The sequence below is a fragment of the Streptomyces sp. NPDC043680 genome (assembly GCF_056436685.1).
Genome location: NZ_JBWKCE010000034.1, coordinates 1 through 25,610, shown reverse-complemented (window position 1 = coordinate 25,610; position 25,610 = coordinate 1). Strand labels below are relative to the sequence as shown.

The 25,610-nt window shown below is 68.3% G+C and carries 24 protein-coding genes and 3 pseudogenes; 13 read left to right on the top strand and 14 right to left on the bottom strand.

Annotated features, from left to right (window positions below; translation table 11 throughout):
- Positions 1 to 340 precede the first annotated feature (340 nt).
- Together AC0666_RS33565 and AC0666_RS33560 are read left to right on the top strand one after the other, a co-directional pair.
- A complete protein-coding gene (locus AC0666_RS33565) occupies positions 341 to 1,918 on the top strand; it encodes a zinc finger domain-containing protein (protein WP_478709063.1) in 1,578 nt (525 codons plus the stop codon).
- 33 nt (positions 1,919 to 1,951) lie between these two features.
- The gene (locus AC0666_RS33560) at positions 1,952 to 2,077 is read left to right on the top strand and encodes a hypothetical protein (protein WP_478709062.1); all 126 of its coding nucleotides are present in this window, start codon (positions 1,952 to 1,954) and stop codon (positions 2,075 to 2,077) included.
- A gap of 89 nt (positions 2,078 to 2,166) precedes the next feature.
- Here the strand turns inward: AC0666_RS33560 and AC0666_RS33555 are convergent, their stop codons facing one another.
- Positions 2,167 to 2,688 carry a hypothetical protein gene (locus AC0666_RS33555; protein WP_478709061.1) on the bottom strand — a complete coding sequence of 174 codons (522 nt, stop codon included), beginning with the start codon at positions 2,686 to 2,688 and terminating at the stop codon, positions 2,167 to 2,169.
- Positions 2,689 to 3,053: 365 nt separating this feature from the next.
- Between AC0666_RS33555 and AC0666_RS33550 the strand changes: the two genes are divergently transcribed.
- On the top strand, positions 3,054 to 4,736 hold the full coding sequence (locus AC0666_RS33550) for a zinc finger domain-containing protein (protein ID WP_478709060.1): 1,683 nt from the start codon (positions 3,054 to 3,056) through the stop codon (positions 4,734 to 4,736).
- Positions 4,737 to 5,170: 434 nt separating this feature from the next.
- Here the strand turns inward: AC0666_RS33550 and AC0666_RS33545 are convergent, their stop codons facing one another.
- From AC0666_RS33545 to AC0666_RS33525, 5 genes are read right to left on the bottom strand one after another with little or no spacing between them, the layout of a single operon-like run.
- Entirely contained in the window at positions 5,171 to 6,289 is a 1,119-nt protein-coding gene (locus AC0666_RS33545; protein WP_478709059.1) for a PIG-L family deacetylase, read from the bottom strand.
- Positions 6,290 to 6,306: 17 nt separating this feature from the next.
- Positions 6,307 to 6,762, bottom strand: coding sequence for an NUDIX domain-containing protein (locus tag AC0666_RS33540; protein WP_478709064.1), 456 nt, complete (start codon positions 6,760 to 6,762; stop codon positions 6,307 to 6,309).
- Positions 6,763 to 6,805: 43 nt separating this feature from the next.
- Positions 6,806 to 7,516: a class I SAM-dependent methyltransferase gene (locus AC0666_RS33535; protein WP_478709058.1), complete on the bottom strand. Its 711-nt coding sequence runs from the start codon at positions 7,514 to 7,516 to the stop codon at positions 6,806 to 6,808.
- A 28-nt stretch (positions 7,517 to 7,544) separates the two neighbouring features.
- Positions 7,545 to 8,135, bottom strand: a complete 591-nt coding sequence (locus AC0666_RS33530) for a class I SAM-dependent methyltransferase (RefSeq protein ID WP_478709057.1) — start codon at positions 8,133 to 8,135, stop codon at positions 7,545 to 7,547.
- Positions 8,132 to 8,935 (bottom strand): hypothetical protein, encoded by an 804-nt coding sequence (locus AC0666_RS33525; protein WP_478709056.1) that lies wholly within the window; start codon positions 8,933 to 8,935, stop codon positions 8,132 to 8,134. The genes AC0666_RS33530 and AC0666_RS33525 overlap by 4 nt, the downstream gene beginning before the upstream one ends.
- 33 nt (positions 8,936 to 8,968) lie before the next feature.
- Here AC0666_RS33525 and AC0666_RS33520 point away from each other — a divergent pair, with 33 nt between their 5' ends.
- Positions 8,969 to 9,490: an NUDIX hydrolase gene (locus AC0666_RS33520; protein WP_478709055.1), complete on the top strand. Its 522-nt coding sequence runs from the start codon at positions 8,969 to 8,971 to the stop codon at positions 9,488 to 9,490.
- 250 nt (positions 9,491 to 9,740) lie between these two features.
- On the opposite strand, the gene AC0666_RS33515 is transcribed toward AC0666_RS33520, so the two are convergent.
- Entirely contained in the window at positions 9,741 to 11,639 is a 1,899-nt protein-coding gene (locus AC0666_RS33515; RefSeq protein WP_478709054.1) for an ATP-binding cassette domain-containing protein, read from the bottom strand.
- 931 nt (positions 11,640 to 12,570) lie between these two features.
- Here AC0666_RS33515 and AC0666_RS33510 point away from each other — a divergent pair.
- Positions 12,571 to 12,849 (top strand): annotated as a pseudogene (locus AC0666_RS33510) (Tn3 family transposase); the annotation flags it as partial.
- Positions 12,850 to 13,498: 649 nt separating this feature from the next.
- Here AC0666_RS33510 and AC0666_RS33505 read toward each other — a convergent pair.
- A complete protein-coding gene (locus AC0666_RS33505; protein WP_478709053.1) occupies positions 13,499 to 13,957 on the bottom strand; it encodes a hypothetical protein in 459 nt (152 codons plus the stop codon).
- Between the two features lie 403 nt (positions 13,958 to 14,360).
- On the opposite strand from AC0666_RS33505, the gene AC0666_RS33500 reads away from it, so the two are divergent.
- Positions 14,361 to 14,831 (top strand): Haze protective factor 1, encoded by a 471-nt coding sequence (locus AC0666_RS33500; RefSeq protein ID WP_478709052.1) that lies wholly within the window; start codon positions 14,361 to 14,363, stop codon positions 14,829 to 14,831.
- 3 nt (positions 14,832 to 14,834) lie between these two features.
- Here the strand turns inward: AC0666_RS33500 and AC0666_RS33495 are convergent, their stop codons facing one another.
- Positions 14,835 to 16,190, bottom strand: a complete 1,356-nt coding sequence (locus AC0666_RS33495; RefSeq protein WP_478709051.1) for a NucA/NucB deoxyribonuclease domain-containing protein — start codon at positions 16,188 to 16,190, stop codon at positions 14,835 to 14,837.
- A gap of 877 nt (positions 16,191 to 17,067) precedes the next feature.
- Between AC0666_RS33495 and AC0666_RS33490 the strand changes: the two genes are divergently transcribed.
- From AC0666_RS33490 to AC0666_RS33480, 3 genes are all read left to right on the top strand, one after another.
- Positions 17,068 to 17,589 carry an RNA polymerase sigma factor gene (locus AC0666_RS33490; protein WP_478709050.1) on the top strand — a complete coding sequence of 174 codons (522 nt, stop codon included), beginning with the start codon at positions 17,068 to 17,070 and terminating at the stop codon, positions 17,587 to 17,589.
- Complete coding sequence (locus tag AC0666_RS33485; RefSeq protein WP_478709049.1) at positions 17,586 to 18,251, top strand: hypothetical protein; 666 nt, start codon at positions 17,586 to 17,588, stop codon at positions 18,249 to 18,251. The genes AC0666_RS33490 and AC0666_RS33485 overlap by 4 nt, the downstream gene beginning before the upstream one ends.
- Before the next feature lie 93 nt (positions 18,252 to 18,344).
- Complete coding sequence (locus tag AC0666_RS33480) at positions 18,345 to 18,515, top strand: hypothetical protein (RefSeq protein WP_478709048.1); 171 nt, start codon at positions 18,345 to 18,347, stop codon at positions 18,513 to 18,515.
- A 267-nt stretch (positions 18,516 to 18,782) separates the two neighbouring features.
- Here the strand turns inward: AC0666_RS33480 and AC0666_RS33475 are convergent, their stop codons facing one another.
- The 3 genes from AC0666_RS33475 to AC0666_RS33465 are packed head-to-tail and all read right to left on the bottom strand — an operon-like array spanning position 18,783 to position 20,026.
- Complete coding sequence (locus tag AC0666_RS33475; protein ID WP_478709047.1) at positions 18,783 to 19,472, bottom strand: Ig-like domain-containing protein; 690 nt, start codon at positions 19,470 to 19,472, stop codon at positions 18,783 to 18,785.
- Positions 19,469 to 19,801, bottom strand: a complete 333-nt coding sequence (locus AC0666_RS33470; protein WP_478709046.1) for a hypothetical protein — start codon at positions 19,799 to 19,801, stop codon at positions 19,469 to 19,471. The genes AC0666_RS33475 and AC0666_RS33470 overlap by 4 nt, the downstream gene beginning before the upstream one ends.
- 36 nt (positions 19,802 to 19,837) lie before the next feature.
- Positions 19,838 to 20,026, bottom strand: a complete 189-nt coding sequence (locus AC0666_RS33465; protein WP_478709045.1) for a hypothetical protein — start codon at positions 20,024 to 20,026, stop codon at positions 19,838 to 19,840.
- A 149-nt stretch (positions 20,027 to 20,175) separates the two neighbouring features.
- On the opposite strand from AC0666_RS33465, the gene AC0666_RS33460 reads away from it, so the two are divergent.
- Positions 20,176 to 20,856, top strand: a complete 681-nt coding sequence (locus tag AC0666_RS33460) for a hypothetical protein (protein WP_478709065.1) — start codon at positions 20,176 to 20,178, stop codon at positions 20,854 to 20,856.
- Between the two features lie 29 nt (positions 20,857 to 20,885).
- Here the strand turns inward: AC0666_RS33460 and AC0666_RS33455 are convergent.
- Positions 20,886 to 21,031: pseudogene (locus AC0666_RS33455) on the bottom strand (DUF4158 domain-containing protein); the annotation flags it as partial.
- Positions 21,032 to 22,661: 1,630 nt separating this feature from the next.
- On the opposite strand from AC0666_RS33455, the gene AC0666_RS33450 reads away from it, so the two are divergent.
- The 3 genes from AC0666_RS33450 to AC0666_RS33440 all read left to right on the top strand — a co-directional run bounded on the left by AC0666_RS33450 (position 22,662) and on the right by AC0666_RS33440 (position 25,336).
- Positions 22,662 to 23,222, top strand: coding sequence for a GNAT family N-acetyltransferase (locus AC0666_RS33450; protein ID WP_478709044.1), 561 nt, complete (start codon positions 22,662 to 22,664; stop codon positions 23,220 to 23,222).
- A gap of 366 nt (positions 23,223 to 23,588) precedes the next feature.
- Positions 23,589 to 24,857, top strand: a complete 1,269-nt coding sequence (locus AC0666_RS33445; protein WP_478709043.1) for a pentapeptide repeat-containing protein — start codon at positions 23,589 to 23,591, stop codon at positions 24,855 to 24,857.
- On the top strand, positions 24,857 to 25,336 hold the full coding sequence (locus tag AC0666_RS33440) for a hypothetical protein (protein ID WP_478709042.1): 480 nt from the start codon (positions 24,857 to 24,859) through the stop codon (positions 25,334 to 25,336). The genes AC0666_RS33445 and AC0666_RS33440 overlap by 1 nt, the downstream gene beginning before the upstream one ends.
- A 93-nt stretch (positions 25,337 to 25,429) precedes the next feature.
- Here the strand turns inward: AC0666_RS33440 and AC0666_RS33435 are convergent.
- Positions 25,430 to 25,610 (bottom strand): annotated as a pseudogene (locus tag AC0666_RS33435) (nucleotidyl transferase AbiEii/AbiGii toxin family protein); the annotation flags it as partial.

The following is a 25,610-nucleotide window of genomic DNA, read 5'->3' as shown; positions in this document are numbered from 1 at the left end:
CGCCAAGGCGTGCGCCGTCTCGCACGAGTCAGTCACTCGCAATCGAACACCGAGGTCACGCTCCGCGATGGTTCCCCAAGATCTGTGCCAGAACCCGAAACTCGTGAACAAAGCCAGTGCCGAGCGCGCCGGACGGCTGGTGCGGCCGTCGCTGTCTTGGGTCAGGCCAAGTAAGTCCTCCTGTCGTCCGCGTACGGCGGTGCGAACAGGGTGATCGGCTGCGAGGCCAGCGGGTGTGGTGGCACGCTGAGTTAGGACGAAAGGTGGGGGGTTCGTGCGGGGTGACAGGCGGCAGATTCAGACGGCGGTTCTGGGCGGTGCGGACTCGGAGGAGCCGCTGATGCTTCCGCTGGAGGCGATCGAGCTGGATGCCTTCCGCCGGCAGCACGACCAGGACACGTTCTGGTGCGGGCTGCTGCTCGGGGGATGCGGTCTGCAGCTGACCACCAAGCTGTACACCGACCGCGTCTGCCACTTCGCGCACTACCCCGGCCCCGACGGGCACCCTCACCTGTGCGGACGCCGCGCCCGTGGCGTGGCGAGCGCCGACCACCTGTACGTGAAAGCCGCAGCCGATGCCTGGCTACGCGGGCGCGGTACGCAGGCCGGCTTCGACTTCATCCAGCCGGACGGGGTGCCGATCGGCTCGGTCGTCGACATCCAGCTGCCGCAAAGGAAGCTCCGAGTGCACCTGGACCGGGAGGTGGAACCGGACTGGGACGCGGAGCACGAGCCAGTGCTCGGGGTGTCAGTGCCGGTGGACTCAGATACCTTGATCCGCCGTTGGTACGTGCACCGCATCCGCCTGGACAGCGAAGGCACCACCCGCCGGGTCCGGATCGGCACCGAGGCATTCGCCCGGCCCACCGAGTGGTTCGCCCTGAACGAATGCGAGATCACCGACCGGGGCCTTTCCACCCCGGCGGTCGAGCGGATCGTCCAGGCCCGGAGCGCACCCCCTTCCACCCTGTGGACTCCGGGCAAGAAGCAGGACGAACCAGCGCAGGACGTGCAGGCGCACGAGCTGATGCGTCGGCTGCTCTACGCCCGCCGGACCGAGTCCACCGACCTGGCGGAAGAGGTGTGCCGCGAGATCACCGAGCTGGCCGGGGTGAGCCCGCAGCTCCAGCGCCAGCTGGACGCCGCCCGCCGCAACGCCCTGGCCTGGGTGAAGAAGGAGACAGAGGCCCGTCGGGAGCTCTTCGCCCGCCTGAACAAGGCCGTGGCCGGTCAGAAGACCAGGAGCATCAAGACGCTCCTGACGGAAATCAAGACGGCCACCCGGGACGGCCGAACCAAGGAGGAAGACCACACGCTCCACGAGGCTGCCGCCTGCTTGGCCGCCCTCGAAGCGGCCAAGCTCGCATGCCTGGACACCCTCCTGGAGAACATCAGCTGCCTCCCGGCGAACGAGGACCCGTGGCGTCTGAGGGCCAAGGTCGAGCAGCTGCTCCAGGCAGCCACCGAGGCCAGCAAGGTCGGAAAGCACCGGCGGGCTCAGCTCAGCCTATGGAGGACACGCCTGCGCTACCTGCCCTTCCCGCCCCGGCCGGCCACGCCGCCAAGGCCGCAAGAACGTGTGCCGCTGCACCAGCAGGTCGGCCGCGCGTACTGGACCACGAGGCCGTGCCCCCAATGCGGAGCAGACGTTGGCCAGCACTGCGTGGTCGACAGCGGGCCACGTGCCGGCCGCGTACGGCAAGTACCGCACACCGATCGGCTGCGGCCTGTCATCGACGAACTCCAAGAGCAGCAGAAGAAGCACGGGGCGGTCCGGATCGTATGGCGGGCGTACGACGTGCCCTGCCCCGACTGCGGCCAGGAAGCCGGAGCCTGGTGCCTCACGTCTGGCGCACCACACTCCGCCCGCTCCAAAGAGGCCAGGAAACTCACCGAACAGCACGAGCCCCGTCCCTGACAACCGACGGGGACCCGGGGCACGGCCGCCGCGATGGCGGCCGTCTACGACCGGCTACCGCCTACCTACCGGACCAGCCTGGTGCACTCCCGCGCTCAACTGCTCCACCAGCAGCTGGACGGCGCCCCGCGCCGACTGCTCGGCGATGCCCTCGCCTGAAGGTGGCGTAGCGAACGGCGCGGCCGCCGTTTCCACTGGAAACGGCGGCCGGTGAGTGGGCTTTGATCGCCGGGCGCCGACCTCGCGGATCAGGCGAAGGCCAACCGATTCAGGTCGGTGACGGTCTGGCTGCGGCGGTCGCTGTGAGTGCGGCCCCACTTGAGGTTGGAGTAGTACACGAACTGGCCCGTGGTGGGTTCGAGGAAGTCGATGGTGCAGCCCATGCCGGAGTGGGTGTGGTCGCACAGGCAGGTGCAGCTCTTGTGATCGACTCCCCACCCCATCCCGGTGGGGCCGTCCCCGAGGAGCCGGATGAGTTCGGGGCACGGCGGGCCGTCGGTGGTCTCCAGCCGGAAGCAGCCGCCGACCGAGTGCCAGGCATCGGTGCCGTTGAACGGGCCGGTGCCGGCTGTCGCCCGGATACGCCGCAGCAGGGGAGAGAAGAGCGACGGCGGTTCGAAGGGGGACCTCACGGCTGCGGTGTACGCGGCTCGTTCCGTGGGTGTCCAGTCCGGTTCGGACTGCAGGAGGCCGTAGTCGGTGGTGAGCCGGTCGGCGATCCGCTCCCACCAGCGCGGGTTGAAGCCGGTGATCAGGATGCGGGTCGGCATGCCTGGGCGGTGGAGGCTGATGCCGCCGCTCTCGCGGCGGTAGCGGAGGCCGGCCACCCCCAAGACGCGGTCCTGTGGGTGGTCGCTCTCCTCGCCAGTCAGGCGGGGGAGGAGAAACTCGGTGGCGTTGTCCGTGCCCCCTGCCGAGCGGGCGGCGGCCGCGGCCAGGGCTCATGCCGCCGGGGGAACCTGGTGGTCGTCGCGCAGCCATCCCCGATGCGCACGACGGCGAAAGCACAGCGATCGGCTATGTAGCCGATACCGCGGTGGCACGATGAGTTGGGACGAAAGGGGGGGCCGTGCGGGGTGACAGGCGGCAGATTCAAACGGCGGTTCTGGGTGGTGCGGATTCGGAGGAGCCGCTAATGCTGCCACTGGAGGCGATCGAGCTCGACGCCTTCCGTCGACGGCACGAGCACGACACTTTCTGGTGCGGGCGGCTTCTGGGCGGCTGCGGCGTCCAGCTGACGACGAAGCTCTACACCGACCGCGTCTGCCACTTCGCTCACCTTCCAGGTCCGGACGGAATGCCGCATTGCGGGCGCAGCGCGCGGGGTGTGGCCAGCGCCGATCACCTGTATGTGAAGTCGGCGACCGCTGAGTGGCTTCGCGGCCGCGGGGTGCAGGCCGACTTCGGTTTCGGGCGGCCGATCGGGTCGGTGCTCGACATCCAGTTCAAGTCCAGGGGGTTGCGTGTACACCTGGATGGGGCGGTGGCGCCTGTGTGGGATGAGGAGGGCCGGGAGCCGGTGCTGGGGGTGTCGGTGCCGGTGGATCAGGACACGCTGATCAGCCGCTGGTACGTCCATCGGATCCGTCTGGACAGCGATGGCACAAGCCGGCGGGTTCGTATCGGAACCGAGGCGTTCGCGCGGGACATCGAGTGGTTTGGTCTGGACGAGTGCGAGATGACCGAGCGGGGGCTGTCGACGCCGGCGGTGGAGCGGATCGTCCGCTCCCGCGGTACTCGCCCCAGCTCGACGTGGTCGGTGGGGAAGGGTGACCGGAAGGTCCCGGATGCGCAGGCACGTGCGCAGTTACTGCTTCGCAAGCTGGCCGACGCCCGCAGGGTTGAGTCCGTGGTCCTGGTCACCCAGATGTGCCGTGAGATTTCGGCGACGACCGGCACTGGGGGAGAGCTCCGGAGTCAGCTCGCGGCTGCCGTCACGGATGCCGAGCGCTGGCTTGCAGGGCAGACCGAGGTGCGGCGGGAGTTGTTCGCCCGTCTGGAGGCAGCCGTTGCCGCACGCAACCCGGAGGAGGCCAGCCAGTTCCTGGTGCGCGTCAACTCCGTGGCGGGTCATGAGCGCACTGCGGCGGAGAACGCAGTTGCGGAAGCGGCGGCCGCGTACCTGGCCGCCCTTGCCCAGCAGCGGCAGGCCGACGTGGCAGCCGTGCGGGCTGAGCAGGAGAGCCTTCGGGCTCAGCAGGCCGCTGACCGGGTCCGGAAACTGCTGGGCGACCTGCAGCGGAACGAGGCCAACCAGTCGCGGCAGACCAGGCGAAGGCTGGTGAACGAGCTCATGTACGCGGCAACACTGGCCGGTGATCGGATTGACGCCGCCCAGCAATGGAAGATCGACTACTGGAAGGCGAAGGCGGATGCTGGCAAGCCGCCGGTTCAGACCGCCCGGGTGGCGCAGGTGCCAGCTCCGCGAACACCCCGGCCGAAGCCCAATGTGCCGCTACATGAGCAGCTGGGCCGTGGGCTGTGGCTCAGCAGGCCCTGCCCGGTCTGCGACGCCGCCAGGGGCATGAAGTGCGTCGACGATGGCGCGGTCCGGCACTGGGGGCCGTGGCAGGTTCCCCATGACGAGCGGCTTCGGCTCATCGTCAGCGAACGGAACTCCCGAGCTGCAGAGAAGAAGCGCACCGAGCAGCCGGAGAGGCGTTTACGGCGATCGAAGACGGATTCGCCGTCCCCGCATGTCACGGACATCGCTTGCCCTACCTGCAGTGCCCAGCCCGGCTCACGTTGCACGACACTGGACGGACGGCCGCACCATCCGCGCGTGGCGCAGTTCCGGCGCCGGTCCTCCTCCCTCTGATCTGCGGCTGGGTGCACGGGGGCCCGGGCAGCGAAGGCACGACCGCCGCTTCCAACGGAAACAGCCGCGTGCAGTACCGCGCCCCGGATCTGTGCGTTGGTTCCGGGGGCGCGGTGCACGCGGTCGTGCTACGCAGCAGCAGCGCGCTCAGCCAGGGGGTGAGCAGCCCCGTCGTCTCACACAGCACGTGTACCGACCTGGCCAGGGGACATGTTGGACCCGTCGAGGCAGGTGCGGATCGCCCGACCGCCCATGTCGAGCTCGATTCTCCCGGAGGACGAGAAACGGTGAGCGACATGTCCAGAGCCAGCCGGCCGCCTAATGACACTGCCTCGCGGCCTGCTCCGGGATAGGGCACACGAGCGGGCACATCTCCCGAACGAAAGCGAACGCCCCCGCGTTTGGTCCGGCTATTCCGGTGACGCTCTTGCCGCTCACACCTCCTCCGCACCGCTGCTGCGCTTGGGAAGGAACTTCGCGGACTTCTGGCGAAGAACGTGGGCCAGGAATGCGGGTGCCTCATCACCAAGCATCCGATGCAGCGCGACCAGGCTGGTGATCGCGGTGTCGGCCACTTCCTCCTGGACGTGGTGCCACGTGTGGCTCTGCCCCCTTCGGGGGTTGGTGCCCCACGCCCCAACCACGGCCTGCGCAGACTCGCCGACCTCCTCGGCGAGTTTGAGTACCTGTAGCGTCCACTGCTGCTCCATGGTCATGCCGCGCTTGGTGTCCAGATCGGTGAACAGTTCGCCGAGCTTGCCGATCGTGTCCCACCCGGCCGGGTACGGTGGGTGTGCCGTGAGGGCGTCCTGCATGGGGCCGGCCGTGGGCCTGGTGTCGAGGCGGGTGTACCACTCCGTGGCCAGGATCCGGCGCCGTACTTCGACCGGGACGCGGGACAGGAGAGCCGGCAGGGCATGCCGGCCTTCGACTTGGCTTCGGTGCGCGCAGATGGCCGCCCACTTCGTTGCTGCCACGGCGGCCACGTCGACGCTTGCGGTGATTTGGTCGTCGGGAGCGCTGCGGACGGTCTTGCCGGCGCGCGCGAGGAGCGGGCCGAGTTCGCCGACGCCGGAGTGCGGGTGTGTCGCCAGGTAGAGGGTGGCGGGCGTCCAGGGTTCGCCCGCGTCGGGGTAGAGGTGGGGGAGTCCGGCGGCGTGCACGGCGAGCTGGGTCGCGCGGTGGGTGTAGAGGTGGTCGGGGTGGCCTGTCAGCTGACCGTATTGGTCGTGGGTGATCACGATGTCGGGCTGCAGCTCGCGGATGTGGCCGACGAGCAGCTCGACGACCTCATCGAGGGGTGCGTCGCACAGGCGGGGTCGGCCGGGAGCGGATTGTGGGACGTGGGCGTCGGCGTAGCGGAGCATCCTGGGCTTTCCGGCCCCCAGGATGGCGAGGGCGTCGGCGAGCTCGGCGGCGCGGTGGGTGTCGGGGGCCCAGGTGGCGGTGACCACGGCGGTCGCCGCGCCGGTGGCGGCGTGCTGCGCGAGGACGCCTCCAGCGAGGAGTGCTTCGTCGTCGGGGTGTGCGAAAACTGCCAGAAGGGAGGTCATGGGTGCATCGGACCGGGTCACGGTGATCGTGCCTTTCTGTCTGGGGGGGGGTGGTGGGGTGGCTGCTGGACTACGCGCGGCCAGGGACGCTGTAGGGCTGGAACTGGGCCGGGGGGTGGTCGAGCGGCAGGGTCGGGTCCCATGCGGTCAGGCATTGGGCGCTCGGTACGAACAGCGGCTGGGGCAACGCGTCGGCAGGCCAGAACTTCTCCGAGGGCTTCCTCGCGCTGGTGGGGAGTGCCGGTCCAGCGGGTGACGAGGACGGGGACCGTGATCCGAACGACATCGCCCACTTGGTCCAGGAGCGTGCCCAGCACGTGCACGGCATCGGGGGCGGCCACGATGCCGGCCTCCTCGTACAACTCGCGGATTGCGGCCTCGGCGAGGCTCTCGCCCGGTTCTACGGTCCCGCCGGCGAGTTCCCAGGCCCCGCGGCGGTCCAGCCCGAGCAGGAGTCCCCGTGGGCCGTGCACGATCACGCCGACTCCCAGCGCGGCGCTCGGTGCGGGCGGAGCGCTACTGCGTGGTCGGCTCGGTACCCGCTGCGGGGCGGGCCGAGTACAGCCGGTAGGAGACTGCGTTGTCAGGCTTGGGGGAGTCGATCGTGGTGACCGACTCCATGACGAGGCCGCGCTCGCCGAGGAGGTCCTCCCACAGCTGCGGAGTCAAGGTCCACATGTTCACGGGGTGGTCCTCGCTCGTGCCGGGCAGCCGCAGGATTTCGGGCCGCGAGGTCACCTCGGTGGCGGGTCCGACTCCGTGGGAGTTCGTGTGCAGTGCGGAGAAGAGCAGGCGGCCGCCGGGGCGGAGGCCGTTGGCGAGGGCGGGCAGGAGCCGGGCCGGGTCCAGGTACGGCACCGAACCGACGGAGTAGATCAGATCGTATGGATCGGCGTCCTGCAGGTGGTCTACGGCGTCCGCGCACACCTGATGCAGGCCGGGAGTGTCGGGGTAGCGGGCGAGGGCGCGCTCGTGCTGTGTGCGAGAGGCGTCCACGGCGGTGACGTCGGCGCCTGCGGCGGCCAGCCGCGCGGCGTGCCGGCCGAGACCGCTGCCGAGGTCGAGAACCCGCAGCCCGGCCACGTCGCCGAGGACTTCGATGCCGGGTCCGGTGTCTGCGATTCCCCAGTTCCACCGCTGGAGTTCGGGCAGTTCGATGCCACGGGCCAGTTGGTGTGCTCCGTAGGTGTTCCAAACGGCGGCAGTGTCGTCCTCGGCGGTCACCATGTTCTCCATCCAGGGTCGTGGGGCGTGGTCAGGGGCGCAGTGCGTAGCAGCGCAGCACGTCGAGGTCGGCGGTACGGGCGACGGACCAGCCGCTTGTGAGGAGCTCGGCCTCCGCCGGGGTGATCCCGAGCCGTTGGAGGTCTGGGGCGGTGCTCGCCCGACGGCCCTCGATCTCTGTGACCACCCAGAACACGCCTCCGGGTACGAGGAGCCGGCGGACGCGGTGGAGGAGGGCGGCCTTGTCGTCCAACCACCGGTAGACCAGGCGGCAGGCAATGAGTGCGTAGGCAGGGTCCGGCAGGGTGGCGATGTCGTCGGTGGCGATGTCCAGGCATCGCCATACCGGGCCCGGGCCAGGCGCTGGGTTCAGGGTGGCGGCGAGGGAGAGCGCGCTGGGGGAGCAGTCGACGCCGGTCGTGCGGTAGCCGAGCTCGTGGTGGAGGTGGCGGGCCAGGGTGCCGTCGCCGGTCCCGATGTCGAGCGCCGGACGGCCTCGGCCGGGGCCGAGGTGCTCGGCCATCAGTTGCTTCTCGGCGTCGTCGGGCTTTCGGTAGCGGCGGCCGCCCGCCCAGAGCGGTTCCCAGTAGGCGGTACTGGCGGTGGGTGCGGTGACACTCACGGCCTGCTCTCCCTCATGAGCCGGTCCAGGGTCCGCCGGCCCCGCGCAGTGACAAGCTGGTGGTTGTTGTCCGGGCTCCATGACAGGCAGTTGAGCGCGTCCAGCGTGGTCAGGCAGCGCTGCGCCTGTCGCTCGGGGTCGGTGAGGGTGGGCCCGTAGGACTGGAGGAAGGCTGTCTCACGGTCTGGATGGTTGGCCCATTGGGTGGCCGCGGGGAGGACGAAATCCTGGACCCGGGCGGCCGGCGGTGTCCGCTTGAAGTCGATGAGCGCGAGCCCGGCCGACGAGCACAGCCAGTTCCTCGGTTGGTTGTCGCCGTGGATGTAGCCGATGGGCACGGGGCCGACGCGGCGAAGCTGGGCAGCGTGGTCCCGGATGAGCTGCTGCTCGTCCCGGGTGAGCCGGTCCCTGGCGCGAGCGAGGTACTTCTCCGCTTCGTCAGCGGCGGCGCCCAGTGATGCTTCGGCCTCCCCGCGATCGGCGCGTTCAAGTTCCCCGGCCTCCTGGAGCCGGGTGCACGGCGCGCCCGGCTGCTGGTGCACGGCTCGCCACTCGCCGGGGTGTGGGCCCAGTGCCTTGGCAGGGGTGCCGGGGACCGCAGTGAGCTCCAGGACCAGCTCCAGGGCGCGGCTGTCGATGAGGTGGGGTGCCCGGGTGGTGTGCCCCAGGGCGGGGACGGTGTGACGGTAGGCCCGGCTCTCACGGGTGGAAGCGCTGTTTTCCGACCGTCGAGGCGTCCAGTTCGTATGTGAGCTGCGTTGGGGTGTCGCGTGGGTGTCCGGGACGTTGTCGGGTGCCACCCTGTTGTCAGACCCTCGCCTTATGTTGTCCCGGTGATTCACGATGCGCTTGATCAACGGGTGGCAGAGGCCGCAGCCGCCGACGTCCGGCTGGCAAGGGTGGAGTTTGACGGCGCTGGCGAGTGGTTGGCCGCCGCCCGCCAGGGGCCTTCGGAGCCGCTTGCCGCGGAGGTGTGGGTCTTCGATGAGGATCTCGCTCGTGTGCTGCTGGTTCATCACCGGTGGCGGGGCTTGGTCCCGCCGGGAGGACGCGTTGAGCCGGGGGAAACGCCCCGAGAGGGAGCGCGTCGTGAGCTCTTCGAGGAGACGGGCGTCAAGGCCGAGTTGCTGCCGGAACCTGCCGCGGCCACGGTGCGCTCCTATCGCCCGGACTGGCCGGCGACTCTTGGGCTGTCGTTCGTCGCGATCACGAGTGCGGCAACGCCTTTGGTCACAGAGAGTGGACAGCCGGCGGCCTGGACGTCCCTGAACGAGGACTGGGCCAGCTACTTCCCCGAGGACGCATCGCGCGTCCGTCAGCATGCGCGATGGCTGCGTGAGGTCTGCGGCCGCTGATACGAAGCGCCCGTCACTCGGTGGTCCTGGGTACGGGCTGGGCGTGGTGCTGGAGCTCGACAAGTTGGGCCTCCGGGTCGGGGATGCGTTTCTCGGCGAAGCGGTTGTTTGAACGGGCTCCCTCAAGGTGCTCCTGGAGTGTTCGGTGTGCTTGGGCTAGCTGGCGGACGCGGTGTTTGAGCGAGGGTTCTCGGTGACGAGTCTCTGGACGGGCTCGCCTGGGACCATCTGCTCGAAGTCGCCTAGCTGCCTATGAGTTCAGGCGGTCCTGGGACAGCGCGAGGAGTTCGGCGAAGGTTCCGCCGCCGTGGGCAAGGCCGTCGTAGTGGCCTTGCTCGCAGATCCGGCCGTCTTCCATGACGATGATGTGGTCCGCGATCTTTGTGTTCTCCAGGCGGTGGGTGACCATGATCGTGATGCGGTCCGCGGCGATGGCCTTGATCCGCTCGAAGATCTGGTGCTCACCGCGTGGGTCCATTTGCGAAGTCGGCTCGTCCAGGATCAGCAGCTCGGGCTTGCGGTACAGGGCCCTGGCGCACGCCTCGCGCTGCCACTGTCCGCCCGAGAACTCGACGCCACCCCAGATGTCGCGGGCTTGGAGGCTGTCCAGTCCGTTGGGGAGGTCCTCGACGGCTTCACGCAGGCCGACCGCGTCGATGGCCTCCCACACGGGTGCGTCGTCGTAGGTGCGGGGCTGGCCGAGCGTGATGTTCTCGCGCACCCGCAGTGGCCACTTGGCGAAGTCCTGCGGAACCAGCCCGGTGAGGCGCCAGACGGTGGCCGGGTCGGTCTCGGCGAGATCGCATCCGTTCCAAGTGACCTTGCCCTTGTCGGGGAGGTAGATCCCGGTCAGCAGCCGGGTCAGGGTGGACTTCCCCGAGCCGTTCGCTCCGACGATCGCGAGGATCTGGCCTCGTTCCAGGGTGAGGGAGATGCCGTCCACTGCAGGCTTGTCCTTGCCGGGGTACTGGTAGACGACCTCGTCGAGCCGGATCTGCTCGACCGGGCCGGTGACCTCGCGCGGGCCGCGGCGGGGAGCACGGGCGGTGGCCTCGTCGAGGAAGGACTGCATGTCGCTCAGGTACAGGCTGGTGTGGAAAACGGCGGCGCCGTTGATGACGACCTGGGAGAGGGCGGCGAGCGCGGTTTGGACGGCGATGACGGCGGTGGCGGCGATGGCGGGTTCGATCCGGCCGGTCACCGCCAGCCAGGCAAGCGCCCCCCAGGTCGCGAGGAGGAAGACGCCGCCGGCCAGCGCGGAGAGCAAGGAGATCCGCAGGGTCCGCGGTGCGGCTGCCAGGTTCCGCCGGTCACACCGGTCGGACAGGGCCCGGTACCAGTACACGAGGTAGTCGGTCATCGAGTTGGCGCGGACTTCGTCGCCGTACTGGGAGGCGGTGGCCCACCAGCGCATCATGCCGCGCACGTTGCGGTCGGAGACGTTGGCGTAGTGGATCTCGTAGTCGACCCTGGCGGTGAGGACGGCGCCGACCCCGGCCGGTAGTACGGCCAGGAGCAGCAGGGGCAGCATCATCATGTTGAGCAGGGACAGGACGCTGCCGGCGGTGATCAGGCGGATCAGCGAGGACATGAACCGCTGTGCGTCGGTGACCATCACGTGGGTGCGGACCACCCCCATCTCGGCCGCCTCCTGGCGGTCGGAGAAGCCGTCTCCCGCGTAGGCGGCGGCCTCGACCCGGCAGACCGCCTCGACCAGGGTGCTGTCGGTCTCGGAGGTCAGCAGTGGGGTGATCCGCCGCTCGGCGTAGGTGGCCACGGCTCCCGCGAGGCGGTTCATCGCGGCGGTGAGCGCGACCACGAGCAGCGCGGGCAGTGCTCCGTGCAGGCGCTCGCTGGCGCTTCCGGCGCCGAGTAGGGGCCTCATCGCGTGGGTGGTGGCGGCCAGCAGCACCGCCGCGGATAGGCCCGTGACGAGCTGGCACCCGATGAGGAGCCGAACCGCCTGCCGGTCGGTCTGCCACGACAGGCGGCCGATCCGGGCCAGGACCGATGGAAGCGTGGCGCACATCTTCTGGAAGGAGACTTCGGCAAGCGGATTGACGGCGTACTGCCCGCTGTAGGTGATCTCCGCTGGCGGCGGCGGAGGCGGAGCTCCGGTCTGTGTGCTGTGGACGTCTGATGTGGCCATCGGGGCCCCCTGGATCGCCGTTCGGACACTGTCGTGAGGTCAACGACAGCTGCCGATTTTTCGAACACACGTTTTTCGGTCGGTCCTGATTTCCCGGGATAGAGGGTGCGGCGGACCGTGGAAGCTACACCGACCCGTGCACCGCAACGGCGGCTGCCACAAAAGGGGGTTGGCCGAAACGCCGCGGTTCTCAAGCGGTGCACGGCCACGGGCGCGATGGTGCGGGTCAGGGCGGGTCGGCTTGTAGAGTGCGAGGCTTTCTCGTGGCGAAACCCCTCCTCGGTCAGAGGGAACGTGACGACCCGGGGCGATCACTGATTCCGACATCGTGGAGGTGCTCACCGCTTACCTTGAGCGCTACCCGCAGGAAGCCGGACAGCTGGCTGAGCCACTGCGGCTCCTGACCGAGGCCAAGGATTTGCCTCGCTGCGGAACCCGGTCGGCTGGCTGATTGGCCGGGCCCTGCCTCAGCCCCAGCAGTACAGCGACGTGCGGTGCGACGACCGGGTGCTGCTCATCCGGCCAGGGCTGCCCGCGCTGCGAAGACTGGCAAGTCGACCGCCGTGCCCAACGCCACGCGGTCGCGGTCGCCGTGGATGCCACGATGCCGGGCGCTTCCGAGACGGAGCGCTGGGCGGCCATCGCCCAGCAGCTGCACCAGGCGGCGGGCGGCCTGATTCCGCAGAGGCTTCCGCCGAGGCCGCACCTTGAGGTGTAGGTGTTGCCGTACGTGGATCCTGCTCCGGAGCTCGCCGCGGGGTCGCCCGAACCGCTGCCGGGGACGTCGTCGCCGGGCAGGGGCTCGTGGCCTGGGGTGGAGTTGCGGCAGGGGGGGCAGGGGCGCGTCGGGCAGTCGAGTTCCGCACACATGCCGCTGGGGTCAGACGTGGTGACCGGGCTGTTGCCGGCATAATCGTAGGCCGCTCGTGCCATCGCCATCCAGATCGCGAACGCCACCTTCGCCGCCCGCAGCACCGACCTGTGGGGCCAGGGCTCGACCGCGGTCGCCTCCGACTCCACGCACGTGCGGGCCTACGACCAGAACCTGTGCACCGAGTGGCACTCGCGCTACGGCGGCCGCGGGGTACTCATCTACTGGCACGTGGAGAAGAAGTCCCTGGCCATCCGCTCCCAGCTGATCAACTGCACCGCCTCCGAGGTCGCCGCGATGGTCGAGGACGCCATGCGACACGGCACCACGGTCGGTGTCTCCGGGCCGCTGAGGCCGGCGGCGGTGTCGTAGGTGAATGGTTCCCGGCCCCGGGTGCGGATGACGTCGGAGCACCATGTCGGGTCGTCGGCGAAGACGCCGAGGGCGGCGCGGGCGAGGGCCCGGCCGTCGGGCAGCGTAGGAGCCTTGATGCGATTCCTGCTCACGGACGACTACGCAACCGTCCTTGCCACCGTCGAAGCGCCCACGTGCCCGAGGCGTTGAAGATGGAGCCCCGGCCCTTGGAGGCTTCAGGCAGGTCCCATGAGACCGTCGCCCAGTGCCGGATGGTGGCGCCGGATTCCGTTACACACGCTTTGACGCTGAACTCCCAGTTGTCAGGCCAGGGTCCGCTGTAGGCGGGGTTGTCGATGGTCTTGGAGGACACCTTGCACCGCTCCACCGCGTATGCGGGGCTGACCCCCGCTGCACCCGCGATGACGGAGGCTGCCACCAGTACCGCCGAGAGCCGCCGGGTGGGGATGTCCTGAGCATGGGGTGCGCCTCCAATGGTCGAGTGACCAGGTCAACGAGACGGCATTGAGAAGGAAGCGCACCCCCGCCAGCGTGCACGCGTAGCCCGGCTACTGTGCCTCTTACGATCGCCGGCGCCGCAAACGAGCCCAGAGGTCACGCACCTGGTTCTGGGTCAGGCGGGAACGGCGTCCCGGTCCAGCGCGGTGGCGTCCAGGACGCTGTTGACGGCCTCGATGAACGAGGCGAAGTCGCCGTCGCCGAGGCACAGCCGGATACTTTCCAGCAACTGCACGGCCCACCGCCATCCGGAGTCGGCCACGGCCTGGCGGTCGCGGGACGGGCCGGCCTCCTGTTCCAGCTCTGCGAAGACGAGTGTGCGGAAGCCGAGCATCCTGTGAGCGCTGTGGTTGCTCTGGTAGGAGCGGTGCACTCGCAGCCCTGCCCGCATCAGCCGGGACGCATGCTTCGCGCCCGCGGTGCGGCTGATCACCTCCAGCAGGAGGTAGGCAGGGTAAAACTGCAAGGGCATCCCTCCGGTTGCGCGCGGTGTATCGCTGGGCTCAAGCGCCGACAGCCGCTCGGCCAGCTGGCGATAGAAAACGTTGCGTTCGACAATCTCGGTCAGATCCACGCTCGATGACACCGCAGTGGCCCTGGCGGAGGCCAGCTCCCCCCCCTTTTTGCCGCTCGTGCCTCACTCCTTCGGCTGTACCGAACAGTGGCGATCCTCTCCGCTTGGCTACCCCTGCCTACTGCATGGATGCGAGGACGGGTGAGGTGATTGCTCCGGAGTGGGGTGTGGAGTATGTGGCTGCGCCTCGTCTGAGGGTGTGGTTCGGGGCTCTGAGGTGTGGGCGGTGTTGCCCGCGCCCCAGAGCGTCACCGGTCTGCCGGGGGGGCCGCTGGTTAGCGGTGCCGGAAGTGGGGTGGTGGTGGGTGTTTTGACGGTGTGATAGCCATGAAGGGGAGGCCCGAAGGGCCTCATTGATCAGGAACGGGGCATCTTGCCGCTTTGGTCGGCCTAGGCTTCCGGTATGGACGATGACGTACTTCTTCGCGACTCGATCACCGTACCGATTGACAGGTCGATCTTCGGGATCGATGAGCAACGCAGCGCCGAGGAGCCGGAGCGCCCGTACTGGGTTGATCTCCCTATGGATGCCGAACCGGTCCGAGTCGGCCTAGCCACGGTTCGCGTGATGAGCAAGGTGGAGTCCCACGACGCATCCGTCACGATCGAAGTTCGCCGGGGGCCGCGTCAGGACGCGGCCCCCGGCTTTGAGCTTCTTGGCGAGTGGCCCTACATCACCGCCAGCGGTGACGTCAGCGTTTACAACATCGACGGCCCGCTGCTGTCATTCACACTCAAACCTGCCAGCAAGTACGTCTTGCAGGTCTGGCGCAAAGGGGGGAATACCGCAGTGGCGAGGCACGCTGAACTTGTGGGTAAGATCTACCCGATTGAGGGCCTTGAAGAGTACGTGATCCGGTTTCAGGAGAGCTGAACCCTACGGGTTGGCAGGGGCGTTCAGCACCCTTACACCATACGCGTCGCCGTCGAGAATTCGATCCTGCCCGTACCACTTGGAAAGAGCGGCGCCAGCCTTTGAGTTATCGGGCTGAGGGACGTAGCGCACGGAGAAATTCCCGTCACCCTTTCCTGCGCCCTCTTTAGTAGAGGCGAAGGGGAATTCATCGCACTGATAGGTCGGGTCCGGCTTCGTCAGGGCGGCGCACGCCTTGTCCTTGCCGCTACGGTTATCCTTCTGGATTTGCGCCGAGGCGGCGTTGAACCCCGGATAGTTACGGGTCACCTTAGTGCCATCGCCGAAGTAGTTGCCAGGAATCTTCTTCGAGCGCCCGGCCGCGGGGCCAGGGAAGGTGGCGTTCGGATTGGTGAAGGCGGCGGCTATGTGGCCGGCGACGGCCCTCACGTCGGTGTCGTTGTAGTCGTACGTGAGGGACGGGGTCACGCGGTCGAATATCGCCCCCTCCTTGCCGTACGGGTTGAGGTAGGAGGCGGAGTCCATACGCAGCCCGCCGTCGTTTCCGTCACTCCAGGGCGTTTCGCCGCGAGAGCTGGAGACCTTGTAGTCATTTTCGAACACGCAGGTCGAGATCTTGTCGATGCGGTTCGGATCACCGTTGGGTGAGGAGACCTGGTAGAACATGTAGGCGTTGTTCCAGTTGGCCACCGGCTCGGAGTGTGGAATCGGCCCGAAGTTCTTCACCTCGCAGCCGTTGAGGTTCGGCCATCCTGCCGTCGCCGGCCACAGCGACATGGTCGCCCCAGTGGCGAAGATGCCTGAGGCGGCCAGTTCGGTGATCTTGACGTTCATGCTCGTCGTACGCCCGGCGTTGGAGCCGTATCCAACCTCGGTCTCCTTGAAGCGGACCTGCCCCTCGACCCGCCCCTGTCCATCCAGCTTTGTCGCGGTGTTGTATCCCCATCGACAGAACTCGAAGTGGTTGATGATCGCTCCCTGGGGCCTATGGCCATCAGGCATGGCATTGCAGCTGGCCCAGTCGGGGAGGGGGCCAGCTGCGCCCGCCGATAGCGCGCCTGCTAGCTTGCTAGCGGGGTTCGCGAGGTAAGTGTCTCCGGTCTCCTTCGCCTTCTGAGCCTCCCCCTCCGGGGTGGACGGGGCAGGCCGCGGCGGCTTGTCGGAAGGCGATGTATTTTTCGCGAGGCCTTCCTTCGGACCGGTGTACTTGCTGCCGATCTCCGCTAGCGGCCCACCTTCAGAATCACGCGACCAGATGGTGACGCCGCCCGGTTCGGTAGCCGATGACGCAGGAGTCATCAGACCACCCAGAATTGCGACTGCACCAGCGGTCGCGGTCAAGGTTTTACGGAACTTCACATTCCCCCCTCAGGATCCGAGAATTACGCAACGCAGGGGCGCGTTGCGACAAGAGGGGACCGACTCTAACGGTGGCAATCACGTCAGTCGAAGAAATATTCGCGAAGCGGCAGGAGATGAGCCATTCTGAATAACCTTCGCTCATCACGCCGCTTGCCTGACTGGCCGAAACGCCACTCTGGCCCGGGTGCTTCGGCAGACTGTGTCCCGTTTGATGGCTGGTAATGGCAGCTAATAGGATGCGGCTGGATTCACGAGGCTCACCGCGCCGGTCGACGCCGTCTCCTACTTCCTCGGCCTGACTGGGCTACACCTTCGCTCGGCCCCGCAATGAGCCGTCTCAGCGCGCACTTCTCTCCCCCCAGACACGGCCCTCCCGATTCGCCCGAGTAGGTGAATCGTTGCCTCACCGGCGGGCCGTCGGCCGCGGCGCCCGCGTCGTCAACGAGAAGCACTGGGACGGGCTTCCCGACGGACGGAACCGGCGAACTACCACCGGCGATGTCCCACCCCGTCCCCGCCACCAGGACGGGCGGCGCAGGAAGAGCAGGCCCGCCGCCGCCGTGCGGTCGAGCCTGCAGGCGGCGGAATCCGCCACAGCGTGGCCGGAAACAGGCAGTTAACCCCTACCCCCCGCTTGTGAGGTACACCACTCCGATCGAGTGCTGTGTCAGTGCCATGCCACGGAGGGTCACGCGAAAGGGCAGGTCACCTCGCATCTTGCGCGGCGTCGATCATCACTGTGCGTTTAGAGCGTCTTTCCGTGCGTGACATTCGTTGGGCCGCGCATGCGTGTTCGGCCCTGACCGCCGGTTGAGTGAACGCACACCGGCGCACTCGCGCCGCGCTACCTTCCGGCCCTCAATGAAGAGGATCCATGATCGACGATGTCCGTGGGGAGGACGGCCGCAGCCCTGTGGCCGAAGCCCCGCTCCCGCTCCCGCTGGAGTTCGAGGCGCACTACATCACCAACCAGGAGGCGTTCCACGCGTATGCCCTTGCCTTCCTCGGCACCAACGACGCGGCCGAGAAAGCAGTGCACCGCGCCTTTCTGGAGATTCTGCGGCACTGGAGCGCTCTACTGACGGAGAGCGACCTGCAGGAGCAGACGTGGGCGATCATGCGGCGCACCGTGATAGCTGAATCCCTTCTCGGCTTCCGCGACCAGCTCACGGTGATGGACAGCGGGCTCGGCCTCTACAAGGCACTGGGAAACCTTCCCCCGCGACAGTTCGACGTGATCGTCCTGCGCTACATCGCCAAGTACGACACCAAACACATCAGCTGGTACATGGGCGTCACGCCCAGCACCGTCGACTACCACTGCCGCAAGGCCCGGGAGCGCCTCTCCCCGGTCTACCGCCGTGCCACGAAGCAGAAGCAGGAGGACACATTGTGAGCACCTGGGAAAAGCGCCTTGCCGAGGCGGGCAGTGGCGAGCCGCGACGTGCCTTCGACGTCGCAGCCGGACTGCGGGCCCTGGCCGAAGAGGCCGGCTACGTCCAGCCCGCTCCGGAAGTGCGCCGCGCGTCCCGTGCCCGCCGACAGCTGGAGGTCTTCGCCCGCCTGACGCTGAACCAGGTCGGAGCGAGCACACACATCAGGGACCTCACCGCCATCATCGGCGACCCGATGGCCCCCGGCTTCGACGGATGGACCGACGACGTCGACATCGACGGCGTCCAAGTGTTCGCCTGCGCGCTCTCCCTGGCCCACCACCCCGAGAGCGCGAGGTTCTGGTGGCAACTGGCCGCCGGTGCCGGCCACAGCGGCGCCGCGTACTGCCTGCACCTGCACCACCTCGGCGGCGGCGACCTCCGCGAGGCCAGGTTTTGGAGGCGACAGATGAAGAGGCTCTTCGACGACAGCTCCTCGGAGAAGTTCATCGAGGTCCTGGAGTCATTCACCGGCTCCGCCCGCCACCGGGACATCGCCCCCGTAGCCACCGGATCCCTGGCCGCCGAGATCGAGCGCCTCGCCGAACAGCACGACGGCGGCCTCATCTGCCGACCCGATAGCCAGCTCGCCGACCGGATCCACGACCTCGCCGGCCGCCGCTGACACATGGAAGAAGCCCGGCGGAAGCAGATGGTTCCTACGCCTCCAGGCCCCGCCGGGCTTCATGGACACCCACCCACGAAAGGGGAGTATCCCTTGAAGAGTAGCCTCCGACCCGGCCCGCAAAACCGGGGCTTGCGCCGGGCCCGCAGCTGGCTTATCCGCCGCCGCAACGTGATGCTCACCAGCGCGCTGCGCGGCACCTGCTACGGCATCGGCGCAGGCGCCGCCGGTCTTGTTTTCTGGTGGTGCGAACAGCGGCTGTGACCGCCGCTGACCTGAGAGGACGGTCCTCAGGCCCTGGTGCTCCGAGGCGATCGGTCCGCTGCCTGATGCCTTCGCGCCCATTGGTCTGGGGCGCAGCTGTCCGCCCCGCCCTGCGATCAGGATGTGACCTCCGGTCGAGTCGGCTATGTGGCCGCTGTGAGGGGCCGGGTGATGATGGCAGTAGTGGTCACGTCCGGGCCCCGGCAAGAGCTACGGCCTCGAACCAAGCGTTGGTTCGAGGCCGTAGCTGACGCGGACGGGGAGCAATCATTCGCAAGCCACGCCGTCTCGATCCGCGGTGAGGCCGACTTCGACGGTGTACTTGATCTTGCGTTCCTCCGCCTGGCCGCGCAGTTTGATCGTGTAGTCGAAGGTGTCGAATCCTCCAAACCCGGTGGCCGGTGTGTACAGCCCGGTGCCGTCCTGGACCGTGAGGGTGCCGTGCTGTGGACCGTGCTGGATGGTCAGCTCCACATCGTTTGAACTGAGGCCCTTGTAGTCGTCCAGTTCGTCCACGCGAGTACTACGGGTGTCCTCCGCGGACTCGTGCTGCAACAGCGAAAGCCTGGCCGTCTCGTGCATGTCGGTCCACAGCGTCGCCGTCTTCTTATCGACCTCATCGCCGGCGTGTGACAGGCGCCAGTCGGGCGCCGACAATCCCGGCGTCGGGACGTCTGCCTGCTCACGTGCGGCACTTGCCGCTGCCGCGTCGGCCTGCCAGCAGGAAGCCACGCTCGACAGTCCCCACCACGCGCCACCGACGAGGAGACCGACCACCGCGAGGGCTCCTGCGCCGGTCACGCAGGATGTCCAGGCCTCATCCCGCTGACGCTTTCGCTGGTGTGCCGCCCACTCGGCCTGCTCGCGCTTCCGCTCCTTTTGATGGGCCTTGCGCCGGGCCTCCATGCCCTCCTCGAAACGACGGCGGAACTCCTGAGCTGCGTCCTGGTTCCTCATTCGCTGTGCCCTATCTGGGCGCGGCGGTTCTCGACCAGGTGGTGCCAGCGAGCGCGAACGGCGTCCGGGCCGTCGAGCCAAACAGTGGGCGAGGGATCCGGCAGGGGAAGGCCGGCCATGAAGTGGGCCAGGTCTCCGCAGTAGGCGTAATCGCCGGTCTGGGCGAGTTCGCGGATCCGGTCGATGACGGCGCGGACCTTGTTGTGGTCGCCTTGGACGGCGTGGTGGAAGGCGAGGGCGAGTTCGAGGGTGACTTCGGCGGCGGTGATCCCGGTGTCACGGATCTCGGCGCGCAGGGCGTGGGCAGCTTCAACGGCCTTGGGGAACATCGGTACAGCCGTTGGCGCCGAGAACGATCATGGGCTCTAGCTGCGGATCTCCGCGTTCGGGTGGGGCTCGGCCTGGAGGCGTTCGCGGAGGTCGATCTCCTCGGGGGTGAGCGGGTCCTCGGGCCGGCGGATGCGGACGGGCTTGGGCCGCAGCGGCAGGCCGTCGTCCGTCGCGGCGGCCTCGGCTTCGGCGAGTGCCCGGTAGAGCGTAGGGCTGCAGCCCACTCGACCTCGTCACGGCTCGGCGCGAAGAACAGATGCAGCTCATGCGCGGTGATCAGCCGTTTGAGCCGCGGGGTTCCTCAGTAGTCTAGGACTGATAGTGATTACATGGCTGCGAACTGTCACTAACGCTGGAGCTGAGGGGTACGCACGTGATCTTGCAATTGCATGGCGAGTGGGCCGAGAGCTCGCCCGACCCCATGAGCTACGAAGACGCGATGGCCACGGGCTGTCAGGCCTTCGCCGACCGACAGACGAAAACCATGATCCAGGGCCAGCCGGGCGGCGAGCGCACCATGCTCAACATTGGGCTCGCCCGCTACATCGACATCCCTGCCGCGCTTGAGAACCAGATCCGCGCCAACGCGGGCCGTGGAACGCTGGACCACGCTCTTTCCGAACTGCGCCGCCACAAAGTCAGGGAGAACTGGACCGGAGGGCTCATCACAGCCCCCGAGGAGGTCCTCCGCCAGGCGCTCGACGAGTTCCGGAACTCTCCCATGCAGAGCATTCTGCGCGAGAGGCGGGGGCCGCTGCGGAAGGGGGAGGTGGAGGTGGTTTCCATCTGGGAGCTCGACGAGTTCATCGACTACACCCAGTGCCAGCAGACCGGTCCGCTGCTGATCTCCGAGAATGGCGACTGGCGGTTCGAGGACCCGGCCGACCGCACCGAAGCGATGCGCTTCCTCGTCGCATTGATGGACCCGCAGTACTACGACGCTCGCGGCGGCGGCGCATACGGCTCCCAGGGCAATTCTCATCGGGACGAGGCGAAAAGGCAGAGCGAGGCTTACGCGGCTAAACACCCGTACCAGCGCGAGGGATGGCGCTAGGGCCTGTGTGATCCGGGCGGCAAGATGGGCCGCCCGTGCAGGAACGTACGGAACTTCCGCCCCCACTCCGCATCGTCGTACTCGTGGACTCGTACGCGTCCCGGATCTCCCACGCGTGCTCGTACGCCGTTGGCTTGCGCTCGGTGTACTGCTTCACGCACGAGACGTCCTCGATTGATCACCGGCTTAGCGTTAACCGCTGTACCGCTGTACCGCTGTGCCCCAAGGCCGGTGTGCGGCTGGACGGCGAGATCTTGGGCCGAGCGTTCGGTCCTGGGGACGTTTTGGAGTTCCTGCGCCGTACGGGACTGGATCCGGACGACGTCGTGCTCGACGAGCCGGGGCAGGGCCTGATCGAGTGGCGTGGCGGCGGTCCGGCTGTATGGGCCGTTGACGGATAAGCGACCGGCTCTGAGCGGTTGACCTGCGGTTATCTGCTGCCACTCCAGCGGCGCCTGCGGTCTACGGGCCGATGCCGTACAGCGGTTGAGCTCCTCGTCGAACGCGGCGGCCCGGTCGTGGTAGCCGGCGAACGTGGGGGATCCGTCGGCCCATCCGCCGTGGCGGGCGGCCTCGATGGGGTCCTTCTTGGCGTGGCGGGTGGCCTCGGCGTACCCGCGGCGCAGTGAGTGGCCGGTCCAGCGGGGTGCGCCGTCGGGGAGGACGTTGCCCGGGCGGCCCAGGCCGGCGCGGACGGCGGCGCGGGTGACGATCTCTGCGACGCCCTCGGCGGTCATGCGGCCGGTGGGGTCGCCGATCCGCTTGCCGTGACGGTGCATAGGCGGGTTGATGCGGTCGTGGCGGTCGATGCGGACCAGGAAGGGGCCGGTGGGCTCGTGCCCGCGCGCGAGCAGGGCATCGCGGTAGGCGCGGTAGGCGCGGACTGGGCAGGTGGAGGCGTAGCTGCCGTAGGGGACGCCGAGGGGTTGGTCGTTGGTGACCTTGGGCCGGTAGAGGTCGTAGAGCAGGCCCTCGTCGGTGTCGGTGTCCTCGCTGTCCTCCCAGGACAGCAGGGCGGCCTCGGAGCTGCGGGCGGCCAGGGCGAATCCGGTGGTCAGGGCGGCAACGTCGCGCAGGCCGCGGACGGTGGTGGTGTCGGTGGCGGCGACGAGCAGGCGGAGCACCCGGGGGACGGCGGCGGCGGCCTTGCGGGGGCGGCCGTGCGGGGTGCCCTTGAGCTCGGCCTCGTAGCCCTTGAGGACAAGGCGGGCGCCGGTGAGGTTCGGCGGGGTGACGCCGGCGGCCTGGTGGGCGACGACAACGGCGGCCAGGGCGCGCTCGATCGAGCTGGGCTTGTACGGGCGGCCGGTTCGCGGTCGCGGGGTGGTCGTGCACCACGTCGCGTACTCGACGAGGGTCTCGGCGCTGGCCGGGAGCGGGCTGAACCCGGCCACGACGGCCCACTGCTCGAACCGTGCCCAGTCTCCGCTGTACCCGCGCTCGGTCTGGTGCGGCACTCCCTTGGCCATGGCCGCGCGGGCGGCCGGGCTCAACTCCTGGCGCCGGCCCGGGGCGGCGGCCGCCGGGTGGGCGAGCGTGCCGGCCAACCCGGCCGCGGTGACGGTCGCGGTGGACCCTCGGCGTGCGACGGCTCCCACGGTGCTCTCCCTCGCGGTCCGGACCCCGAAATCGCGGGCGCCCTCTGGCTCTTGATAAGTTGCCTTATCAAGAGCCAGAGGGGCCGGGCTTACAAGGCGCCCCGACCACCCCATCCGTGACGCCGCTGAGGCCGCTGTCCTCTTTCTCGCATGGAGGGTTCACGAGCCCTCGGAACCGTGCACGAGCAGGCCGCATAAGATCCCTGGATGGCAATCACCAGTTACCTCCTGCAAGGACCGCGGGTGGTCATACGCCACGTCCGCCGCCAGGACTACGACGAGCTCACAGCGCTAGCCCAGGAGAGCGCCGAGATGCTTCGCCGCTGGCTGGGCGCCCGCGAGAACACAGTGGAAGCGTTCGAGAGCTACCTTGAGCGGTTCGAGCAGCCCACCCATGAGGGCTTCGTGATCTGCCTGCGCGACACCGGCACGATCGTCGGCGGCATCAACATCAACAACATCGTCAGGGGCACCCTCCAGAGCGGAACCCTGGGCTATACCTCCTACGCCTCTACGACCGGCCGTGGCTACATGACCGAAGGACTGAGGCTCGTGGTCCAGCTCGCCTTCGGCCCGCTGGAACTGCACCGGCTGGAGGCGAACATCCAACCGGACAACACCTCCTCGCTGAACCTCGTCAAACGCCTGGGCTTCCAGCGCGAGGGCTACTCGACTGCCTTCCAGTACATCAACGGCGAGTGGAGGGACCACGAGCGATGGGCCATCACTGCCGAGATGGCACGAACAGCAGCACAGCTCACGAAATGACCTTCGCGGGCACGATGAACTGAGACACCGGCCCCGATCCGTCTCACCGCACAATGCGTCATGCCTGCTCAGAGCACTGACCGAGAGCTAGATCCAATGAGACGGGACAGTGACGCCGCTGAGGCCGCCCGCATCTAGCCGAGCGCACACACCACCGGGGCCCGCCCCGGCCCGGTGACCACACCACCGGCGTAGAACCAGGAGCGGGTATCGCCGAGGCAAGCCCAGAAGGGGAACACCCGCCGCCCGCCCCGGCATCGCCGCCCGCGGTTCCCCGGTAGGAGGGACACACCAAGGGGCCCAAGAAGCCGCCAGATGGTCGCCTTCGGACCCCGGCCTGGGCCCAGCTATGCGCATCGTGAAGGCATGGCAGGCAGACGCAGGTGGCTCCACCAAAATCGAACTAGCGGCCGGTACGCGCCGCTGCTCTGGCACGTCTGGATCGTTGCACCGCTCTTCGTCTTGGTGGCCGCCGCCGGCAGCTACCTGATTTACCAACATGTCTACGACCTCCTGGCCGACGCCGCCAACGCCACAAAGCCCCCGAAGCCTGTCAACGTTGCTGAAGCCATCAGGAGCGCCCTCGCCATCGTCGGCCTGATCGGCGTCGCCTTGGCGGGCGTGTACGCCTACCGCAAGCAGCGCATCGCCGAGGGCGACGCCCACCGAGCCGACGCGAACCAGCTTGCCGACCGCTACACCACAGCAGCCGAACAGCTCGGCCACGACAAGGCCGCGGTACGTCTCGCCGGCGTATACGCCCTTGCCCGACTCGCCGACGACTGGGAAGAGCAACGCCAGGTCTGCATCGACGTGCTCTGCGCCTACCTGCGCATGCCTTACGAAACCGATCCGACGGCGCACGGGTACAAAGAGGGGGAACGCGAGGTCCGCCACACCATCATCCGAGTCATCCGTGAGCACCTCCGAGCCCCGGCAACCTCCGCGATCCCAAGCCCTTGCTGGTCGGACTACAACTTCGACTTCACCGGCGCCACCTTCGACGGCGGCGACCTCTCAAACAGCCGGTTCAACGGCACCATGCTCTTCAACAGGGCGACCTTCTCCGGCGGCACCGTGTCCTTCACGGGGGCGAAGTTCTCCGGCGGCACCGTGTCCTTCGAGGAGGCGACCTTCTCCGGCGGCACCGTGTCCTTCGAGGAGGCGACCTTCTCCGGCGGCACCGTGTCCTTCGAGAGGGCGGAGTTCTCCGGCGGCACCGTGTACTTCCGCATGGCGGAGTTCTCCGGTGGCACCGTGTCCTTCGAGAGGGCGGAGTTCTCCGGCGGCACCGTGTACTTCGAGAGGGCGGAGTTCTCCCGCGGCACCGTGTCCTTCGAGAGGGCGGAGTTCTCCCGCAGCGCCGTGTACTTCCGCATGGCGGAGTTCTCCGGCGGCACCGTGTCCTTCGAGAGGGCGGAGTTCTCCCGCGGCACCGTGTCCTTCGTGGTGTCGACGTTCTACGGCAGTGGCGTGTCCTTCGTGGAGGCGACGTTCTCCGGCGGCAGGGTGGACTTGCGATCCACCCGGTACTGGGCCGAGCCACCAACCTTCAGCCCAGGGGTGCTCGCCGACCCGCCCGAAGGCTTGCTTCTGCCCGCTCACTGGCCCTGCTCTACGGATTCCGCCAGGTGATGGACATCGCCGAGAAACTGGCAGCCAACGCCGCGAAGATGGCCGGCCACCAGGGCGCCAGCTACGCCCGAATCGGCGGGGCCTGGGGCATCAGCAGGCAGTCCGCCCGCGTGAAGTGGCCCACGGCCGTGCCCTCCCGCGCCGACCTCCCGCGGCCGCCCGTGACCGTGCAGCACGCCGGCGGCACCGCGGCCGTCCTTCACGACCGGGCCACCGATCAGTGGATGTTCACCGCCGTCGCCGTCGCCGTCGTCGGCACCCAGCACACCAGCGCGCCTGACTACCCCACCAGCACCGCGGCCGCCGACGACGCCAAGGCATGCCTCGCCGAACACGCCGCACTCGCCGCCGCGTGGACCTGCCAGCACTGCGGTGCCGAGAACGCCGACACCACCCCCACCACCTGCGGATTAGGGGGTACTCGCAGGTCAGGGGCTACTCCGTTGTTTTTCGGCGAGTACTACTGGGACCCCGCGTAGTGCAGCACACTGCGCTGGGACTGCGCTCGGGGTCGTAAGCTCCGCGCCCGACCGGGCGCGCGGCGTGCTCTCGAACGCTGAGAAACGGCTGGATCAGAGGCTGTCGTCGGTGCGGCAGGACAGCCTCTGATCCAGATCGGTGGCCCACCGGTGGGCCCAGTCCCGGAGGTCGGTGATGTCCGTGTCGTCAAGGCCGTAGGCGGCGAACTCCTCGTCGTCGTACCAGTCCGAGCCGGTGAGACGGTCATGGAGGTCATCGAACCGGAACTCGTCA

Coding starts and splice junctions, on each gene's coding strand:
- AC0666_RS33565 (WP_478709063.1), top strand. CDS start 341: ATGCTTCCGCTGGAGGCGATCGAGCTGGATGCCTTCCGCCGGCAGCAC.
- AC0666_RS33560 (WP_478709062.1), top strand. CDS start 1,952: ATGGCGGCCGTCTACGACCGGCTACCGCCTACCTACCGGACCAGCCTG.
- AC0666_RS33555 (WP_478709061.1), bottom strand. CDS start 2,688: ATGCCGACCCGCATCCTGATCACCGGCTTCAACCCGCGCTGGTGGGAG.
- AC0666_RS33550 (WP_478709060.1), top strand. CDS start 3,054: ATGCTGCCACTGGAGGCGATCGAGCTCGACGCCTTCCGTCGACGGCAC.
- AC0666_RS33545 (WP_478709059.1), bottom strand. CDS start 6,289: ATGACCTCCCTTCTGGCAGTTTTCGCACACCCCGACGACGAAGCACTC.
- AC0666_RS33535 (WP_478709058.1), bottom strand. CDS start 7,516: ATGGTGACCGCCGAGGACGACACTGCCGCCGTTTGGAACACCTACGGA.
- AC0666_RS33515 (WP_478709054.1), bottom strand. CDS start 11,639: ATGGCCACATCAGACGTCCACAGCACACAGACCGGAGCTCCGCCTCCG.
- AC0666_RS33500 (WP_478709052.1), top strand. CDS start 14,361: ATGGACGATGACGTACTTCTTCGCGACTCGATCACCGTACCGATTGAC.
- AC0666_RS33490 (WP_478709050.1), top strand. CDS start 17,068: ATGATCGACGATGTCCGTGGGGAGGACGGCCGCAGCCCTGTGGCCGAA.
- AC0666_RS33475 (WP_478709047.1), bottom strand. CDS start 19,472: ATGAGGAACCAGGACGCAGCTCAGGAGTTCCGCCGTCGTTTCGAGGAG.
- AC0666_RS33470 (WP_478709046.1), bottom strand. CDS start 19,801: ATGTTCCCCAAGGCCGTTGAAGCTGCCCACGCCCTGCGCGCCGAGATC.
- AC0666_RS33450 (WP_478709044.1), top strand. CDS start 22,662: ATGGCAATCACCAGTTACCTCCTGCAAGGACCGCGGGTGGTCATACGC.
- AC0666_RS33445 (WP_478709043.1), top strand. CDS start 23,589: ATGGCAGGCAGACGCAGGTGGCTCCACCAAAATCGAACTAGCGGCCGG.
- AC0666_RS33440 (WP_478709042.1), top strand. CDS start 24,857: ATGGACATCGCCGAGAAACTGGCAGCCAACGCCGCGAAGATGGCCGGC.